Origin of the sequence: Taibaiella chishuiensis (assembly GCF_003014535.1) — a bacterium.
Taxonomy (GTDB): Bacteria; Bacteroidota; Bacteroidia; order Chitinophagales; family Chitinophagaceae; genus Taibaiella; species Taibaiella chishuiensis.
Genome location: NZ_PYGD01000004.1, coordinates 258,891 through 275,667, shown reverse-complemented (window position 1 = coordinate 275,667; position 16,777 = coordinate 258,891). Strand labels below are relative to the sequence as shown.

General features: G+C 51.0%; 15 protein-coding genes. 8 read left to right on the top strand and 7 right to left on the bottom strand.

The genetic code is table 11. The features are described 5' to 3' along the window. Positions 1–135 precede the first annotated feature (135 nt). Positions 136–1,089, bottom strand: a complete 954-nt coding sequence (locus B0I18_RS13260) for an MlaD family protein (protein WP_106523196.1) — start codon at positions 1,087–1,089, stop codon at positions 136–138. A 163-nt stretch (positions 1,090–1,252) separates the two neighbouring features. Between B0I18_RS13260 and icd the strand changes: the two genes are divergently transcribed. The 3 genes from icd to serC all read left to right on the top strand — a co-directional run bounded on the left by icd (position 1,253) and on the right by serC (position 5,772). Further along, the gene (gene icd / locus B0I18_RS13255) at positions 1,253–2,608 is read left to right on the top strand and encodes an NADP-dependent isocitrate dehydrogenase (RefSeq protein ID WP_106523195.1); all 1,356 of its coding nucleotides are present in this window, start codon (positions 1,253–1,255) and stop codon (positions 2,606–2,608) included. A 700-nt stretch (positions 2,609–3,308) separates the two neighbouring features. Further along, positions 3,309–4,682, top strand: a complete 1,374-nt coding sequence (radA, locus tag B0I18_RS13250; protein WP_106523194.1) for a DNA repair protein RadA — start codon at positions 3,309–3,311, stop codon at positions 4,680–4,682. A 28-nt stretch (positions 4,683–4,710) separates the two neighbouring features. Then, positions 4,711–5,772, top strand: coding sequence for a 3-phosphoserine/phosphohydroxythreonine transaminase (gene serC, locus B0I18_RS13245; protein WP_106523193.1), 1,062 nt, complete (start codon positions 4,711–4,713; stop codon positions 5,770–5,772). Positions 5,773–5,935: 163 nt separating this feature from the next. Here the strand turns inward: serC and B0I18_RS13240 are convergent, their stop codons facing one another. Further along, the gene (locus B0I18_RS13240) at positions 5,936–6,592 is read right to left on the bottom strand and encodes a phosphatase PAP2 family protein (protein WP_146146740.1); all 657 of its coding nucleotides are present in this window, start codon (positions 6,590–6,592) and stop codon (positions 5,936–5,938) included. A gap of 47 nt (positions 6,593–6,639) precedes the next feature. Next, a complete protein-coding gene (locus B0I18_RS13235; protein WP_181358462.1) occupies positions 6,640–7,257 on the bottom strand; it encodes a DUF922 domain-containing protein in 618 nt (205 codons plus the stop codon). A gap of 85 nt (positions 7,258–7,342) precedes the next feature. Here B0I18_RS13235 and B0I18_RS13230 point away from each other — a divergent pair, with 85 nt between their 5' ends. Beyond that, positions 7,343–8,137 carry an ABC transporter permease gene (locus tag B0I18_RS13230; RefSeq protein WP_106523190.1) on the top strand — a complete coding sequence of 265 codons (795 nt, stop codon included), beginning with the start codon at positions 7,343–7,345 and terminating at the stop codon, positions 8,135–8,137. Positions 8,138–8,179: 42 nt separating this feature from the next. Further along, positions 8,180–8,956 (top strand): 5'/3'-nucleotidase SurE, encoded by a 777-nt coding sequence (surE, locus tag B0I18_RS13225; RefSeq protein ID WP_106523189.1) that lies wholly within the window; start codon positions 8,180–8,182, stop codon positions 8,954–8,956. Positions 8,957–8,991: 35 nt separating this feature from the next. Here the strand turns inward: surE and B0I18_RS13220 are convergent, their stop codons facing one another. Then, a complete protein-coding gene (locus tag B0I18_RS13220) occupies positions 8,992–9,543 on the bottom strand; it encodes a glutathione peroxidase (RefSeq protein ID WP_106523188.1) in 552 nt (183 codons plus the stop codon). Between the two features lie 202 nt (positions 9,544–9,745). On the opposite strand from B0I18_RS13220, the gene B0I18_RS13215 reads away from it, so the two are divergent. From B0I18_RS13215 to B0I18_RS13205, 3 genes are all read left to right on the top strand, one after another. Further along, positions 9,746–10,318 carry a hypothetical protein gene (locus B0I18_RS13215; RefSeq protein WP_106523187.1) on the top strand — a complete coding sequence of 191 codons (573 nt, stop codon included), beginning with the start codon at positions 9,746–9,748 and terminating at the stop codon, positions 10,316–10,318. 251 nt (positions 10,319–10,569) lie between these two features. Beyond that, positions 10,570–13,305 carry a DNA gyrase subunit A gene (gyrA, locus tag B0I18_RS13210; protein ID WP_106523186.1) on the top strand — a complete coding sequence of 912 codons (2,736 nt, stop codon included), beginning with the start codon at positions 10,570–10,572 and terminating at the stop codon, positions 13,303–13,305. A 235-nt stretch (positions 13,306–13,540) separates the two neighbouring features. After that, the gene (locus B0I18_RS13205; protein WP_106523185.1) at positions 13,541–13,759 is read left to right on the top strand and encodes a hypothetical protein; all 219 of its coding nucleotides are present in this window, start codon (positions 13,541–13,543) and stop codon (positions 13,757–13,759) included. Between the two features lie 86 nt (positions 13,760–13,845). On the opposite strand, the gene B0I18_RS13200 is transcribed toward B0I18_RS13205, so the two are convergent. The 3 genes from B0I18_RS13200 to B0I18_RS13190 form a co-directional block, all read right to left on the bottom strand. Continuing rightward, on the bottom strand, positions 13,846–15,144 hold the full coding sequence (locus B0I18_RS13200; RefSeq protein ID WP_219905974.1) for a S41 family peptidase: 1,299 nt from the start codon (positions 15,142–15,144) through the stop codon (positions 13,846–13,848). A 153-nt stretch (positions 15,145–15,297) separates the two neighbouring features. Continuing rightward, a complete protein-coding gene (locus tag B0I18_RS13195) occupies positions 15,298–15,726 on the bottom strand; it encodes a GNAT family N-acetyltransferase (protein WP_106523184.1) in 429 nt (142 codons plus the stop codon). A 5-nt stretch (positions 15,727–15,731) separates the two neighbouring features. Next, a complete protein-coding gene (locus B0I18_RS13190) occupies positions 15,732–16,718 on the bottom strand; it encodes a GlxA family transcriptional regulator (RefSeq protein ID WP_106523317.1) in 987 nt (328 codons plus the stop codon). Positions 16,719–16,777: the final 59 nt, after the last annotated feature.

Genomic DNA, 16,777 nt, shown 5'->3' with positions numbered 1-16,777 from the left:
TAAATAAGGGTCAGGCAAAATGATGACTCGTTTTAAGAACAAGGCTTTTATCGCCCAGAAAATTTTGCTTGACCTATAAAAAAAGCCCCGCCAACCGGGAGGTTGCGGGGCTGTATATGTTTATTAAAACCGCTTTTAGTCTTTGGCCTTCCGTCCGAATACCGATACATTGATATAACGGGAAGGATGTTGTTTCAGGTCGCCGAGCAGCGTATCGAGCGTGCCCAAAGTACTGCTCAGGTTGTTGTAGAGTTTTTTATCGCTCATCAGCAAACCGAGACTGCCTTCGCTGTTGTTTATTTTGCTCACGATACCCTGTAGCTGATCGGCCGTCTGCTGCAGCTTTTCAAGGGTCTGCCCTACCGGGGCATTACGCAGCGAACCCGAAAACTCTTCGAGGTTGCCCAGGGTATTGGTAATTCTTGCATTGCTGTTGGCCAGGTTACCGGTAATGCTGTTGGCATTGGAAATAACGGCTGCCAGGTTACCGCTCTGGGCATTCAGTTTGGCCGATAAGGCGGAGAGCTGATCCAGACCCGATTCCAGGGAAGCGAAACTGCTGTTGAGGTGGCGCCGTGCATCTTCGTTAATTACGTTGTTGACAGAATTCAGCAGGGTATCGAGCGAGATCACGGTATGTTGCATAACGCCCACCAGCGGCGATACCTGGTCGGACAGGTTGTCGAGAATACCACCTGAAGCCTTGCCCGTAACCTGGCCGCCTGCAGCGATGTACTGCGTGCTGTTGGTCATATTAAGGGAAATGATCTTGGTACCCGAGATCAGGTCGGCGGAAGCCAGCTGGGCAACGGAGCCCACCGGTATTTTCACGTCTTTTTTCAGCAGGAAGGTTACTTTGATCTTATCGCCCTGCAATTTGATTTCAGAAACACGGCCTACGGTAAGTCCTTTAAGCTGCACCACTGCCGACTCCTGCAGGCCCTGTACATTATCATAATAAGTGAAGTATTCTTTGTCGCTCGAAAAGACCCCTCTGCCCCTTAAAAAATTAAACCCAAGAATAAACAAAATAATCGTCACCGCTACCAATATCCCGATCTTCGCCTCATGCTTTAGTTTAAATGCCATATATTTTTTATTTGCTGTAAAAGTAACTAATAAAAGATTACCAAACACGAAGATGCGCTGTCAAAATATCTATAAATAATGAGCACATTCTTTTCGCTTAATAACGCTGAATTCCGCTGTTTATGCGTAATTTTACGTTCTGTTTCACAAAAATATAATACTCATGACAGAGGCAAATGCAGCCGCACAAAATCATACAGAAAATCATACTACCGGTGAAAAAATAACAATGGGCGCCGGCAAAAAACTTAACGTTCCTGCACATCCCATCATCCCTTTTATCGAAGGCGACGGTATCGGTCCGGATATATGGAAAGCATCGGTAAGAGTACTGGATACTGCTGTAGAAAAAGCCTATAACGGTAGCCGCAAAATACACTGGAAAGAAATACTTGCTGGTGAAAAAGCATTTAACCAAACCGGCGAGTGGCTGCCTGCTGAAAGTCTGGATATTGCCAAAGAATACCTGGTATCTATAAAAGGACCGCTGACCACGCCTACAGGCGGCGGTATCCGTTCGCTGAATGTGGCCATGCGCCAGACGCTTGATCTTTATGTATGCCTGCGCCCTGTACGTTGGTTCAACGGCGTACCCTCGCCGGTAAAACACCCGGAATGGGTAGACATGGTGATCTTCCGCGAAAACACGGAAGATATCTATGCCGGTATCGAATATAAAGCCGGCACGCCGGAAGCCGAAAAGTTCTGCAAATTCCTGATCGACGAAATGGGCGTTACCCAGATCCGATTCCCCGAAAGCTCTTCCTTTGGCGTTAAGCCGGTATCCCGCGAGGGCTCCGAGCGCCTGGTACGCTCGGCCATCGAATTTGCCCTGGAACAGAAACGCACTACGCTGACGCTGGTCCACAAAGGCAATATCATGAAATTTACCGAAGGCGGCTTCAAAAACTGGGGTTACGAAGTAGCGAAAAGGGAATTTGGCGACCAAGTGTTTACCTGGGACGAGTGGGAAACCATTAAAAAAGAGAAAGGCGAAGCCGAAGCCAATGCCGCCATCAACGAAGCCAAACAGAAAGGCAAACTGGTGATCAACGATGTGATCGCCGACAACTTCCTGCAGCAGATCCTGCTGGCGCCTAAAGATTATTCTGTAGTCGCTACGCTGAACCTGAACGGCGATTATATTTCCGATGCCCTGGCTGCAGCGGTGGGCGGTATCGGTATCGCACCGGGCGCCAATATCAACTACGATACCGGTTATGCCGTTTTCGAAGCTACGCACGGTACCGCACCGCGCTTTGCCAATACCGACACCATGAACCCCTCCTCCCTGATCCTGAGTGGAGTAATGATGCTCGAATACCTGGGCTGGCACGAAGCCGCACAACTGATCGTGAACGGCCTGAGCGCTACCATTATGCGTAAACGCGTAACCATCGACTTCTACAACCTGATGACCGATGCCACCCTGCTGAAGACCAGCGAATTTGCAACGGAGATCATTAAAAATATGGGCGTTCAGATCGAACCGGTAATGCTGAATAAAGCAGAACAATAAAACACGGTGAACATCAACCCGAAATAAACAATGCCCGGACCTGTTCCGGGCATTGTTGCATATCAACCCGCCATTTGCCGGCTTCCCGACATAGGGCAAAAGCATAGCAAAAGGGACAAATTATTTCTTTTTAAAATAAAAAATAAAATAATTAAACCATCAACTTAAAGGTGGAAATATTTACAACTAATTAAAATACAATAACTTAAAACAAAACAAACCTGACTACGCCGATTTCAATCAGGGATGTGACAGAAATTTGATTTTTTAGAACCGCAGAAGCGCATTATTTTTGTGTCCTGCTTAATGAATTTAAAGGGTTAGTAAGAAGGCCGTCCTGATTTTTCGGGACGGTTTTTTTTATGCCCTTTTTTCGGTCTTAAAAGTTCTCCCCGAAGGATCGGTATGCTGTAATAAATAGCGTGTTTTATCTCTGATCAACCGATGCACAATGCCGGTCCCGTATTTTACCCAGGGGCACCACGCGTCCTCCCGGAGTTGATATCCTATCGGCTATACGCTGTTATGCTGCTCCCTCCTGTTTTATACCTTCCTGTTAGCGCCTTTGGCCTGGCGAACCCAGAAAAACACCGGTAAACGCTTTTTACCCGGACCTGTTTTCTACCAATCGCCCGGCAGATAATAAAACTAATCGGTAAATTGCAGTCTTATCGGGAAGCGATAGTATAAAACAGAATCATTGAAAAATAAAACAGCTTTTTTTTGCCAGCAATGCGGCTACGAAAGTCCCAAATGGGCCGGTAAATGCCCCGCATGCGGCTCCTGGAACTCCTTTGTGGAAGAACGGGTAGAGAAAACGAACGGCAAGCAACAGGTAACGGACCTGTGGCATGAAGAGAACAAACAGGCCGGCAAGGCCAAAAGCATAGAGACCATCGTAGCCGAAGAAGAAACGCGGCAAACCCTGCCCGACAGCGAGCTCAACCGCACCCTGGGTGGTGGCCTGGTACAGGGTTCGGTGGTATTGGTAGCGGGCGAACCCGGTATCGGTAAGTCCACCCTCTTCCTGCAATGCGCCCTGCACTGGCAGGGCATGCGCACCCTCTATGTTTCGGGCGAAGAAAGCGCCCACCAGATCAAGATGCGGGCGGAACGGGTAGGTCAAAAAAACGAAAACCTGTTCCTGCTTACCGCTACCGATACGGCGACTATTTTCCAGGAGATCAAAAAGATAAAACCACAATGGGTCATCATCGATTCGATACAGACCCTGGAATCGCCTTATATCGAAAGCGCGCCGGGCAGCGTATCGCAGGTACGTGAATGCGCCGCCGAACTGCAGCGTTTTGCCAAACAAACCGGTACGCCGGTATGCATCATCGGTCATATTACCAAAGACGGCACCATTGCCGGGCCCAAAATACTCGAGCATATGGTCGATACCGTACTGCAGTTCGAAGGCGACCGCCACTATGCCTACCGCATACTGCGCACGCTGAAAAACCGTTTTGGTTCCACCTCGGAACTCGGTATTTATGAAATGACATCCAATGGTATGCGGGGTATCACCAATCCTTCGGAAGTATTGCTGACCCAGCACGACGAGCCGCTGAGCGGTATCGCCATAGCAGCGGCCATCGAGGGCCTGCGCCCCATGATGATCGAAGTACAGGCGCTGGCCAGCCAGGCTGTATACGGCACCCCGCAGCGCACCACCAACGGCTTCGACCTGCGCAGGCTGCAATTGCTGCTGGCTGTGCTCGAAAAACGCGGCGGTTTTCATTTCGGCTCCAAAGACGTATTCCTCAATATCGCCGGTGGTCTTAAGATCGAAGACCCCTCCATAGACCTGGCGATCGTGTGCGCCCTGCTTTCCTCGTACGAAGACACGGCCCTGCCTTCCAATATATGCCTGGTGGGCGAAGTAGGCCTGAGCGGCGAAATAAGGGCGGTAAACCGCATTGAACAACGCATAGCCGAAGCAGCCAAAATGGGTATGGACGCGATCATTATCCCTAAAGCCAATGCCAAAGGGCTCGACCAGGCCAATTTCGGTATCGCCATACGGCTGGCCACCAAGGTTAGTGATGTGTACCAGTCGCTTTTTTCCTGAACCAACAACACGTTAAATACGCATAGACATGTTACTGAATTTTGATGCGGGTCCGGCCGCACTACCCCGCGAAGTACTGGCACAGGCCTCGGCCGCTATACTGGAATACGATAATAGCGGCCTGTCGCTGCTGGAACTACCCCACCGCGGCAAAATATTCGAAGCCATACTGGAAGAAGCCAACAGCCTTGCCCTGTCGCTGCTGGGCCTTAACGACGATTACCAGATCCTTTGGTTCCAGGGCGGCGGACGACTGCAGTTCGGCATGATCCCGATGAACTTCCTGGGCAGCGAGGCCACTGCGGGATATATCGACAGCGGACACTGGGCAGCAGAGGCCCTGCGCAATGCTCACCTGTACGGCCAAAGCCGTGTGCTGGGCTCTTCCCAAGCCGACCAGTATACCTATATACCCGACTGGGGCGCTATACCGGGCGACCTGGCTTACCTGCACCTGACCACCAACAATACCATATACGGTACCCAGTTCCACAGTTTCCCCGAAACAACAGTACCCCTGGTTGCCGACATGAGCTCGGAAATACTGAGCCGCCGCATCGACTACAGCGCCTTCAGCCTGATCTATGCCGTAGCGCAGAAGAACCTGGGACCTGCGGGCGTTACGATGGTCGCCATCCGCAAATCGATGCTGGATCAGCAACAGCGTGCGCTACCCGAAATTCTCTCCTACCGCGATATGGCGAAAAACAACTCCCTGCTCAACACACCACCGGTATTTGCCATTTACACGAGTATGCTGATGCTGCGCTGGATGCAGGAAAAAGGTATGGAAGCGATCGAAAACGAAAGCATCGCAAAAGCGACTTTGCTTTATGACACGATCGACAACAGCCCGCTGTTGTACGGGGTAGCACAACCGGGCAGCCGGAGCAGGATGAACGTATGTTTCAGGGCACATGACGACAAACATACCCAACAACTGCTCGACTTTGCCGCAGCCAGGGGCATCGTTGGCATTAAAGGGCACCGCAGTGTAGGCGGCTTCCGCGCTTCGCTGTACAATGCCATCAGCCTGGCCGATGTGGAACGCCTGGTCGATACCATCCGCGACTTCGAAAAAACAGTGTAAGTCCACAGGGGCAATACGGAAGGTGTTGGTTTAATAGCTAATAAGCGGAATTATGATCTATCACCCGCTAAGCTTTGCCTAAAGGCATCTGATCTCCTTATAACAAAGCAAGAGGGCCGGTATGTACCGGCCCTCTTGCTTTGTATTATTGTTACGCTATATCTTAACGCAGGTAAAAATAAGCCGCGACCTGTACCACGATGCCGATAATATAACCGGCCCAGATCTCTACGGGGCGGTGTGCCTGCAGCACCATACGTGCCGTACCGATAAGACCGGCCACCAGCAGCACCGCCAGGAAGGGCAGCATCAGGTTGAGATGGCTTACCATCATCAGCACGATAAGGATACCCAGCGCGCCGCCTGCGGCAGAAGTATGCATACTGATCTTCATAAAGATATTGACCATAAATACGGCCACAATACCCCAGAAAGAGCCCAGCAGCAATACGCGCAGCACCAGCGGGGCGTTAATGTTTTTAAAGATAAGATAAGCCCAGAAGTAAAAGATCATGGTACCGATCAGCGGGATGATCCGCTCCTTCATAGTACGCATCTGTATGCTTTCGATAAAACCTACCGCTTTGATCAGTAATACGGTGATCACGGGGAAGAATACGGTATTGAGGGCGATATTGCCAAACCATTGCATACGTTGCTTCTGGTCGATGGCGGCAAAGGCCGAACTGTTCAGGATCGACACGATAATAGCCATGGTAAGCGGCATAAATACCGGGTGAAAAACGTAGGAAATTATTTTGGCCGGCACACGTAATCCTTTATAGTGGCTTACGTCGAAATGTTTTAGAGTCGGTTGCATGGGCGGCAAAGATAAGTGATTTGCAACGATTGGGCGTTGTGTACCTGCTACTGCGCCGCCAGCCCGCGGTAGCAATCCTGTGCATCGAGCTGCATACGGACCTTTGCGGCCCAGGCCGCCTGTTGTTTACGCAGGGTTCCATGGTGGGTTTCGCGGTCATAATCGTACTGCGCCTGTTGCATTTGCGCCATTATTTTTTGATTAAGCGCGCGCAGTTCCTCCTTTACCCTGGAGGGCGTAAAGGGATACCGTTTTACCGCATGTATAAAGAGGCAGGCATACCAGGCCGTAATATCGAAATGAACCTGTTCATGGGCCAATACGACAGGCGTCTGTCCTTCTTTTTTGGTCCAGGATTTCGTTTTATCGAAATAAACCAGCACCTGTACATCCACATGAAGCACACCCTTCTTTTCCTCGCCGTAAAATGCCATCCGCATACCGCTGAACGTAGCGGCAACACCATCGGAACCCGTATCGACGCGTCCTTTAAAATCGCGCAGGACCAGCGGCCGTGCCGGGTCGTAAACGATCAGGCTATCGCCATCATCCATTGTCTGTACCGACACGTTAAGCCGGATCGGTATATTGCGCTCCCGGCCTTGCGCCGCAAGCAGCGCGGGCAGTAATAACAGGCAGCATATCATGCGTCTAACCCCTTTCATGCAACTAAAAATTAAACAACGAAAATAATCAATTGCCGATTTGCTTCGCTTATCTTTGAGCGATAAACCTAAAATACCCGGACCTATGGGATCACTATTGGGCATTGAGTGGCTAAAACTCAGGCACTACCGCACGTTCTGGATCATGACCCTGCTTTTTGCGGTCCCCCTGTTGCTGTTTTACAGCTCCATCAGCCTTAACCTGATCAATATCGGGGCAGGCGGCATTTCGCTGCTGGGCAAGGCCACCAGTTTTCGCCAGGTATGGGACGATCTCTGTTTTTTTGCCAGTTATTTTATCATCGCCCTTTCGATACTGATGGCCATACTGGTCACCAACGAATACCAGTTCCGGACCAACCGGCAACATGTGATCGATGGCTGGAGCCGGATGCAGTTCTACCATGCCAAATGGATGGTCGTGTTAAGCCTCAGCGCTGGCACAACGCTGTTTACCGCCCTGCTCGGTCTTATCACCGGGCTTATTGCCGGCGTAGACCTGGGCACCATTACCGAACACGCCAGCAAATTACTCTATCTCTTCCTGCTCAGCGTCAACTACCTTGGTTTTTCGCTGCTGCTTTCCGTACTCTTCAAAAGAGGCGGCCTTACGATCGGCATCCTGATGTTTTACAGCCTTATCGTAGAGGTCATCATTCACTCGGTACTGACCTACAGGTATAAGGCCCCGGCCGGCAACCTCTTCCTGCCCTTGCAGAGCAGCGATGAGTTGCTGCCTTTCGGCGCTTCGAAGGTATTGGAAATGGCCATGCAGGTGCGTTACGTACCCGAAGCCTGGACCTATGTACTGGCCTCGGTATGCTGGATCGCTGTTTATTACCTGGTCGGCCGCAAAAGACTGGAAAAAAGCGATTGGTAAAATATATACACCGGAACCCAAACACCGGTAACCCTATAGATAATGGAACCTGTAATTTTAATCACGAATGACGACGGGGTAACTGCCCCCGGTATCAGAAACCTGATCGAAGCAGTAAAAGATCTTGGAAAAGTAGTGGTGGTCGCTCCCGACAGCCCGCAATCGGGTATGGGTCATGCCATCACCATCGGTAAACCCCTCCGGCTCGATGCCGTCGACATCTTTGAAGACATAGGCGTAGAAGCCTACCAGTGCAGCGGTACTCCCGTAGACTGCGTAAAACTGGCGCACGATGTTGTATTGCACCGCAAGCCCGACATTTGCCTCAGCGGCATCAACCACGGCTCCAATGCCTCTATCAATGTAATCTACTCCGGTACGATGAGCGCCGCTATGGAAGCGGCGGTAGAGGGTATCCCCTCGGCCGGTTTTTCCTTATGCGACTTTAATTTCGATGCCGACTTCTCGATCGCATCGAAGGTAGCCCGCGAGGTAGCCGAACGCATGCTGCGGGAAGAAATGCCCGAGCATTTCCTGCTGAACGTGAATATTCCCAAGGTAAAAGCCAAAGATTTTAAAGGCATCCGGATCTGCCGCCAGGCAGATGCCAAATGGGCGGAGAACTTCGATAAACGTAAAGATCCCCGCGGCCGCGACTACTACTGGATGACCGGTAAATTTGTAAACCGCGACAAGGGCGAAGACACCGATATAGAAGCCCTTAATTCCGGTTACGCTTCGATCGTACCGGTACGGGTAGACTTTACCGACAGCAATGTCAAAAAATGGCTCGAAAAGAAATACCCTGACTTTAATTAAGTCAGGGTATTTTTTTAAGAAGAAGGCAGCAACCTTTATTGTTTGATGGCATTCACCACTTCGTCGCTCAGCGGTTTGGTGCCCGGCGAAAATACGCCCACCAGCTGGCCCTGCTCGTTCAACAGGTATTTCTGGAAATTCCATTTTACCGAACTGCTCTGGTAGTGGTTCAGATCCTTATTGGTCAACCAGCGGTAAATAGGCGCCATATTCTTACCCTTCACCGATATTTTCGATGCCATAGGAAAGCTTACGCCATAATTTTTCTGGCAGAATTCGGATATCTGTTTGTTATCGCCCGGCTCCTGGCTCAGGAAGTTGTTAGCCGGGAAACCTACGATCACCAGTTTGTCCTTGTACGTTTCATAAAGCTTCTCCAGCTCGGCGTACTGGGGCGTGAAGCCGCACTTCGAAGCCGTGTTTACCACCAGTATCTTTTTGCCTTTAAACTCGGAAAAATCGATCGTACCGCCATCCAGCGATTCGACCTTGAATTCGTAAATAGTTTTGGGGATATCGGCCGTATCGTCGCCTTTGGGCGAACCGCCAAACATCAAAAGCGACATGAGCCATGTAAGCACTGACATAAGAGGTAGATTTTGATGCAAGGTACAACACAAACGCATTGCCAAACATTAATGAATTGGTAAAGCGCAACAAATTTAACCTCATGTCCTTACCCTGCCCGCTCCCGATCTTCCGGCCTGCCCTGCAATAAGCGGCCCGCCTGCTGCGTTACTCCCTGGAGGGATACCCGCATTTATGCCCCCGCTAAAGAACCCATAACCAATGAACCGCTTACTATTAATCCCGGCCCTGCTCTGCGTGGCAGCCTGCAGCGACAGCAACCCCGGTAACGCAGTCCCCGAAGCAGGCAGGGAACAAGGCCTGGTAGAACAACGTTACCGGGAAAGCGAATATGCCGATAGCGTTATACCGCTTGCCCATATCCCTTCTGCGATAACGGACGCGCTGGCTATATTGCGTAAAAAAGAAGACGTACTTTTTCCCGACGACAAAGTGGTATTCCGCAAGATCGACCATAGCCGTTTATTTGGCGGCAAGGGCGACTACCTGCAGGTTATCCGGTCGGGGTACCGGTTCCGGTTCTGGTATAAGTCGGAGCTGATCGCGATAGAATACTGGCTGCTCGACGGGGAAAAGGTGGTTCAATTTGAGAACTGCCCGGATTATAACGACCGGTTTTATGTAGCCGGTTACTTCTGCGATGGCAGCAACAGCACAACCTTCCATTCCTGTTCGCCCGAAGCGGCTGTCGTGATCCGCTACCCGGCTGCCCGCGAGTTCAAGCAGGATGATGACGTGATCCGGTGCTTCCTGCTCGATTGCGGCTGTTATTGAGCCCTCCTTATGGGCCGTTTTTCATCGTTTATACGCGTTGTTGACCTGGATCGGCGGGAGTGTAAAAAATATAAAATAATCAATACACATAAAGTACTATAAGTCAATATCCTGAATTTAAAAAAGCAGGAAACATTTTCATTTATCAACATTCTTTCAACAAGCCAGAATTATATGCCTTTTAACGGGCATAAAAACGGGTTTTACCCCCTAAATTCCGTACATTTGCGTTCCTTTTCTAAACATGCATAATGGACGAAAATAATAACGAAATTTTGCCATCTGAAGATGGAAGTAATGCCCCCGTTAACCGGATCACACCGGTGAATATTGAAGAGCAGATGAAGTCGGCGTATATCGATTACTCGATGTCGGTAATCGTAGGCCGCGCCCTCCCCGATGTGCGCGATGGCCTGAAGCCGGTACACCGCCGTGTACTGTTTGCGATGAACGAACTCGGTATGACCCACAACAAGCCGCATAAGAAATCGGCGCGTGTGGTTGGTGAGGTACTGGGTAAGTATCACCCCCATGGCGACTCCTCCGTGTATGAAGCTATGGTACGTATGGCGCAGCCCTGGAGCATGCGCTATATGATGATCGACGGCCAGGGTAACTTCGGTTCGCAGGACGGCGATATGCAGGCGGCCATGCGTTATACGGAAGCCAGGCTGCAACGTTATGCAGAAAGCATGCTCGAAGACCTGGACAAGGAAACGGTAGACTTTCAGCTCAACTTCGACGATACCCTGAAGGAACCTACCGTATTGCCAACCCGTATCCCCCAGTTGCTGGTAAACGGGTCGAGCGGTATCGCCGTAGGTATGGCCACCAATATGCTGCCCCATAACCTGGGTGAAGTTATTGACGGTTGCCTGGCCTATATCGACAACAACGAAATTACCATAGACGAACTGATGAAGTTCGTAAAGGCGCCCGACTTCCCTACCGGCGGTATCGTATACGGCGTGGAAGGCATTAAAGCCGGTATGCATACCGGCCGCGGCCGCGTAGTGCTGCGGGGTAAGGTGAATGTAGAAACGACCAAAAGCGGCAAAGAACAGATCGTCATTACGGAAGTACCTTACCAGGTAAGCCGCGATGCCCTTACCGAAAAGATCGGCTACCTCGTCAACAACAAGATTATCGAAGGTATTACCCATGTGGGTAACGAATCCAATAAAGAAGGTACACGCGTGGTGGTAGAGCTGCGCCGCGATGCCGTAGCCCAGGTGGTAATCAACCAGCTGTACAAATACAGCGAACTGCAAACCTCCTACGGTATCAATAACGTGGCCCTGGTAAAAGGCAGGCCCAAGACCCTGAACCTGAAAGACCTCATCTCCGAGTTCGTGAGCTTCCGCCACGAGGTGGTGATCCGCCGTACGGAATACGAACTGCGCGAGGCCGAAAAACGCGCCCATATCCTCGAAGGATATATGAAGGTGATCGGTACCCGCGACGATCTCGACCGCGCTATCCGCATCATCCGCGAAAGCAAAACACCGGACGACGCCCGCGAAGGCCTGATCGGGGCTTTCGAATTAAGCGAAATACAAGCCAGGGCAATCCTCGAATTACGTTTAAGGACCCTTACCGGCCTGGAGATCGACAAGATCCGCGCGGAATATGAAGAATTGCTGAAAACCATCAACCATTTGAAAGCGGTACTGAATAGTCCCGAGATGCAATTTGACATCATTAAGGAAGAGCTGGAAGAAGTGAAAAAGAAATTCGGTGACGAGCGCCGCTCCGAGATCCAGTACCTGGCCAACGAGATGCGTATCGAAGACCTGATCGAGGAAGAAGATGTAGTCATCACCATTTCCCACCTGGGTTATATCAAACGTACCTCTGTAGCCGACTACCGTTCGCAGCGCAGGGGCGGTCGTGGCGCCATGGGCGGCAAGACCCGCGAAGAAGATTATATCGAGCACCTCTTTATCGCGTCTACGCACCATACGCTCCTGTTCTTTACCGAAAAAGGACGTTGCTTCTGGCTGAAAGTATACGAGATTCCGGAGACGGATAAAAACGCCAAAGGCCGTGCTATCCAGAACCTGATCCAGATACCGCAGGACGATAAGATCCGTACCGTAGTGGACGTGCCGCGCCTCGACAACGAAGAGTTCGTGAATAACCACTCCATCGTACTGTGTACCAAACAGGGTATTATCAAAAAAACCAAGCTGAAAGACTTTAGCCGTCCGCGCCAGAACGGGGTGAATGCCATTACCATTAACGAAGGCGATGAACTGCTGAACGTATCGCTTACCGACGGGGAAAGTTATATCATGATGGCCGTAAAATCGGGCCGCGCGATCAGCTTCCCAGAATCCAAAGTAAGGGATACCGGCCGTGGCGCCATCGGTGTATACGGTATCGAGCTCGACAACGAGCAGGACGAAGTGATCGGGATGATCTGCCTGCCTAAAGAGGATATCTCCAAACAGATTCTCGTGGTGTCGGAAAGAGGCCTGGGTAAACGTACGCCTTTCCTGGAGCCGCTTGCGGCCGATGCATCGGAAGAAGACAAGTCCAAAGCGCTCAGCATTAAGAACGAAGCGGGCGAAGAAACGCTCTACACCCTCTCTTACCGTATTACCAACCGCGGCGGTAAAGGGGTGAAGACGATCAATATCACCGATAAAACCGGTAGCCTGGTAGGCTTGCTGGCGGTAGATCCGAAGGATGACCTGATGATTACCTGTAAATCCGGCGTAACAATCCGGATGAAGGTAGAGCACATCCGCGAAGCCGGCAGGGCCACCCAGGGTGTAAAACTGATCAACCTCGATGAAGGCGATGCTATCGCAGCTATTGCCCGTATCCAGGAGCAGGAAGAGGACATTGAAGAAGAAGTTGCAGAAGGCGCTGAAAACGGTATGGTGATCGAAAACGGCGCTGATGCCGCAGACGACGCTACCCCAACAACGGATACGGAAGACGGCGAAGCAGAAGCGCCCGATGCCGAACCCGAAGCATAAAGAAGCATAAACAATACGAAAGCATAAAAAGCTCCTGCCTCAGGGCAGGAGCTTTTTTTTAACTGTTAATCAACAGTATGCCTGCTTTATTGCATTAAACAAAAATCATATCTTTTTTCAATATCCCTTTCGACCTGTTAATTCGCGGTGCGGCGCAGAACATTAAGCCGGCAGGTGCTGTTTATCATTCCAGGTTAACTAATCATTATTTTCATGAACCAATAGCTACCCGCCTATGAAATCCCTGGACGAGATAAAAAATGATTTCGCCCGGCTTAAAGGCCACAAAAGCTGGGAACGCTTCTGCTTCCTGGCCAACGACAACATGTTTGCCCAGGCAGTTGACGAAATCGCCAAAGCCTACGCGGAATACCGTACACGACTCCTGGTTAACGGAGCAAGTCTTATAAAACCTCTGCTTACCAGCGACCACCTCGAAGAACATTTCGGATAAGCCGAAACGAAATCCGCGCCCGGAAATTCTGTCCGGGCGCGGATTTTAACGATCGCTATTCGTCTTTTTATAGGATTACTCATTATTTACTTTTGTTGTACAAGCGCTGCCGCAGCGGCTACCGGTGTTATACCTTCCGGTATGGGATAAGGCGGTACAAAATCCTCCCGGGGCTGCCCATTGATATGCTGCAGCTTTACGCAGGGAAACGAAAAGGGGATCTTATACTCCGGCGTGCGGAAGGTAAAGATCTCGCCCAAAAGGCCCGCCATTTTAGTACCCATAATTTTGCCCCGCTGCATGGCGTCAAACCCGATGACGATCCCCTCGCCCATACTGCCCGTCCAGTAGCCGGCCAATACCACCACAGGCCGGCCGTATACCTTACCCCGCGGGGCTACCAGCTCGAGCGTTGCCCGCCGTATACCGGTTTCTTTTTCTTCTGCCGTATACACATGTTTCTGGTAAGCCTGCTCCCGTGTAATAAACCGGCCCATGATAGCCCTTGCCACTGTTGTATTACCGCCACCCGGCGTTTCGCGCAGGTCGAGCACCAGGCCATTCGTATTCAGGAGCGTATCCAGCGCCCGGTCAAAGGCAGCAATCAGGTCGCTGTTGCCCAAGGCATTGTTGATTTTGATATACCCCGTATTGCCGGGCAATATGCGGGCCTCGAGCAGGTCGCGGGCGGGCTGTTCCGTTTTATTGGGCAGGCTGTCGGGTCTGAATTGCTGTATGCGCCCCTTATTGTTTACTTCGATCACACGCGGCTGGTCGTGCGTACCGGCCAGCAGCATATTGGCGGCGTAGGCATACATATCGTCATCCCGCGCAGCCACCGACTGCGGCAGGAAAGGTTGTACCGTAAGATCTATAGGCTGCCCGTTGAATCGGGTGATGACCATTCCCGGCTTCAGGCCACAGACCGCGGCATTAAAGCCTTCGCGCAGCGCTACAATTATATATTGGTTATTGCTTCGCTCTACCTTCATATCGGCGCCTGAGGGAATCATCCGGTTGGATACCGTCGTATTGGTATTGAGAAACACATGCCCGTTATGTAATTCATGGTTGATCCTCTCCAGCAGGCGCACAAAATCCTGGAGATCCCGGGTCGTGTCTACAGCCGGGCCATAGATGTCTTTTACTTTAGACCAGTTGCATTGCTGCCGGTCGAAATAAGCAAAGTTATCGTTGATGGTCTGCCAGTAATACTGGAAGTCGTTGCGGTACTTGCCTTGCGCCCACAGGTGGGAGGCCGTTGGCGCCAGCATACTGATCAGCAGCACCAGGCGCAGGGCAGCGGCTGCAAGGCGTTGCGCTTTACTCGTGCCGGGCATTACGTGCTCCGGGCGCTTATTTTTATGGGCTATCGTTAAATACATAACTTAGTTTTGTATTGCGAAATTAGGAGAACCCACCGGTACGCCTCCCGGTTATTTCAGCAAAGGCGCTATTTTTTTCACGGGTATCATTAAAAGCGAAAGCCCTTTTTTTACCACATTAAAAGGGCCTGATACCTGTACTGAACCATAACATTAACCGGCGTATACCATTTTTATGTGTTGCATATCGGCTTCGGTAAACTGTTGGCCTTCCTGTACAAAACCGTTGCGGGCATAGAGTCCGGCGGCCGCCAGCTGGGAGTGCAGGTAAATGGTGCCTTTACCCCTAAGCCCTGCCAGCATGGCCTTTACCAGGGCATCGCCGACACCCCGGCCCCGACAGGCTTCCAGCACCGCTATACGTTCCAGCTTAAAGCCCTTATCCGTTTGCCGGTAGCGGCCTGCGCCGGCGGGGCGCCCCTCCAGCAAGGCCAGGAAGTGAACTGCGCTTTCATTACCCTCGACTTCCAATGCAGCAGGCGCCCCCTGCCCTTGTACAAATACTTCGTAGCGTACCGCAAAGGCCTGTTCCAGTTCCGCTGCAGCGCTTATTTCTTTTACCGTTATACTTTGTTGTGTCATAGTTGTTACCGCGCGCCTTGCAAGGCATAAGGTTTATTGTATTTATTCCGGTATTCGATCGGGGTAAGCCCGGTTATCTTTTTGAAAATATCGCGGAAGGCTTTGGTATCCGAATACCCCACATCGTACATCACTTCCGTAATGTTCTTCCGGCTCGATTCGAAGCTCCGTTTGGCCGCTTCTACTTTTACCCTTTGTATATAATTGGCCACGGTATTATTGGTCGCTTTTTTAAAGCGGCGTTCAAAACTACGCCTGCCTATGGCAAACATATCGGCCAGCTGGTCTACCGATATTTTGTCCATGTAATTGGCCTCGATAAAATCCTGCGCCTTTTTTATTTCAATATCCTCATGCTCCTTCTGACCCTGGAACATCATAAACGCCGCCTGGCTTTCGCGGTCGATATCGACTGCAAAGTATTTCGATGCGAGGATGGCTGTATCGCGGTCCGTATATTTTTCGACGAGGTACAACAGCAGGTTCCAGTAAGAGTTAGCGCCACCGCTGGAATAAATGCCCTGCTCTTCGGTAATGATACTGCCATCCACCAGGGTAACATCGGGGAACATAGTCCTGAATTCGTTGGCATACAACCAATGGGTAGAGCATTGCTTGCCCTTTAACAGGCCCGTAGCCGCCAGCAGGAAAGCGCCGATACACAGCGAAGCCACTTCCGAACCTTTACGGTGCTGCTCCACGATCCAGGGCACCAGCCCTTTGTTGCGTTCGAGCGCTTGTTCCATATTGCCGCTCAGCGCTGGTATAAAAATGATATCAGTTTGTTTTACTTCATCCACCAGCCTGTCGGTATGTACCGAAAACAGGTTATTGAGCCGCACCTCGCGCGAAAGCCCCAGCAGCTGCACTTCGAAATAGGGCGGCTTACCGGCCGCTTCGAGAAACTGGTTCACGGCTGTGAACAGGTAGCGGGGCGCAGCTATGGCCTCTATTACCGCGGTTTCGGTCACCAGGATGGATACGTGTTTCATGTACACAAAGATAATTAAAGCCCCTGTCGCAAACAACCCTCCGAATTGTCGTTTTACCC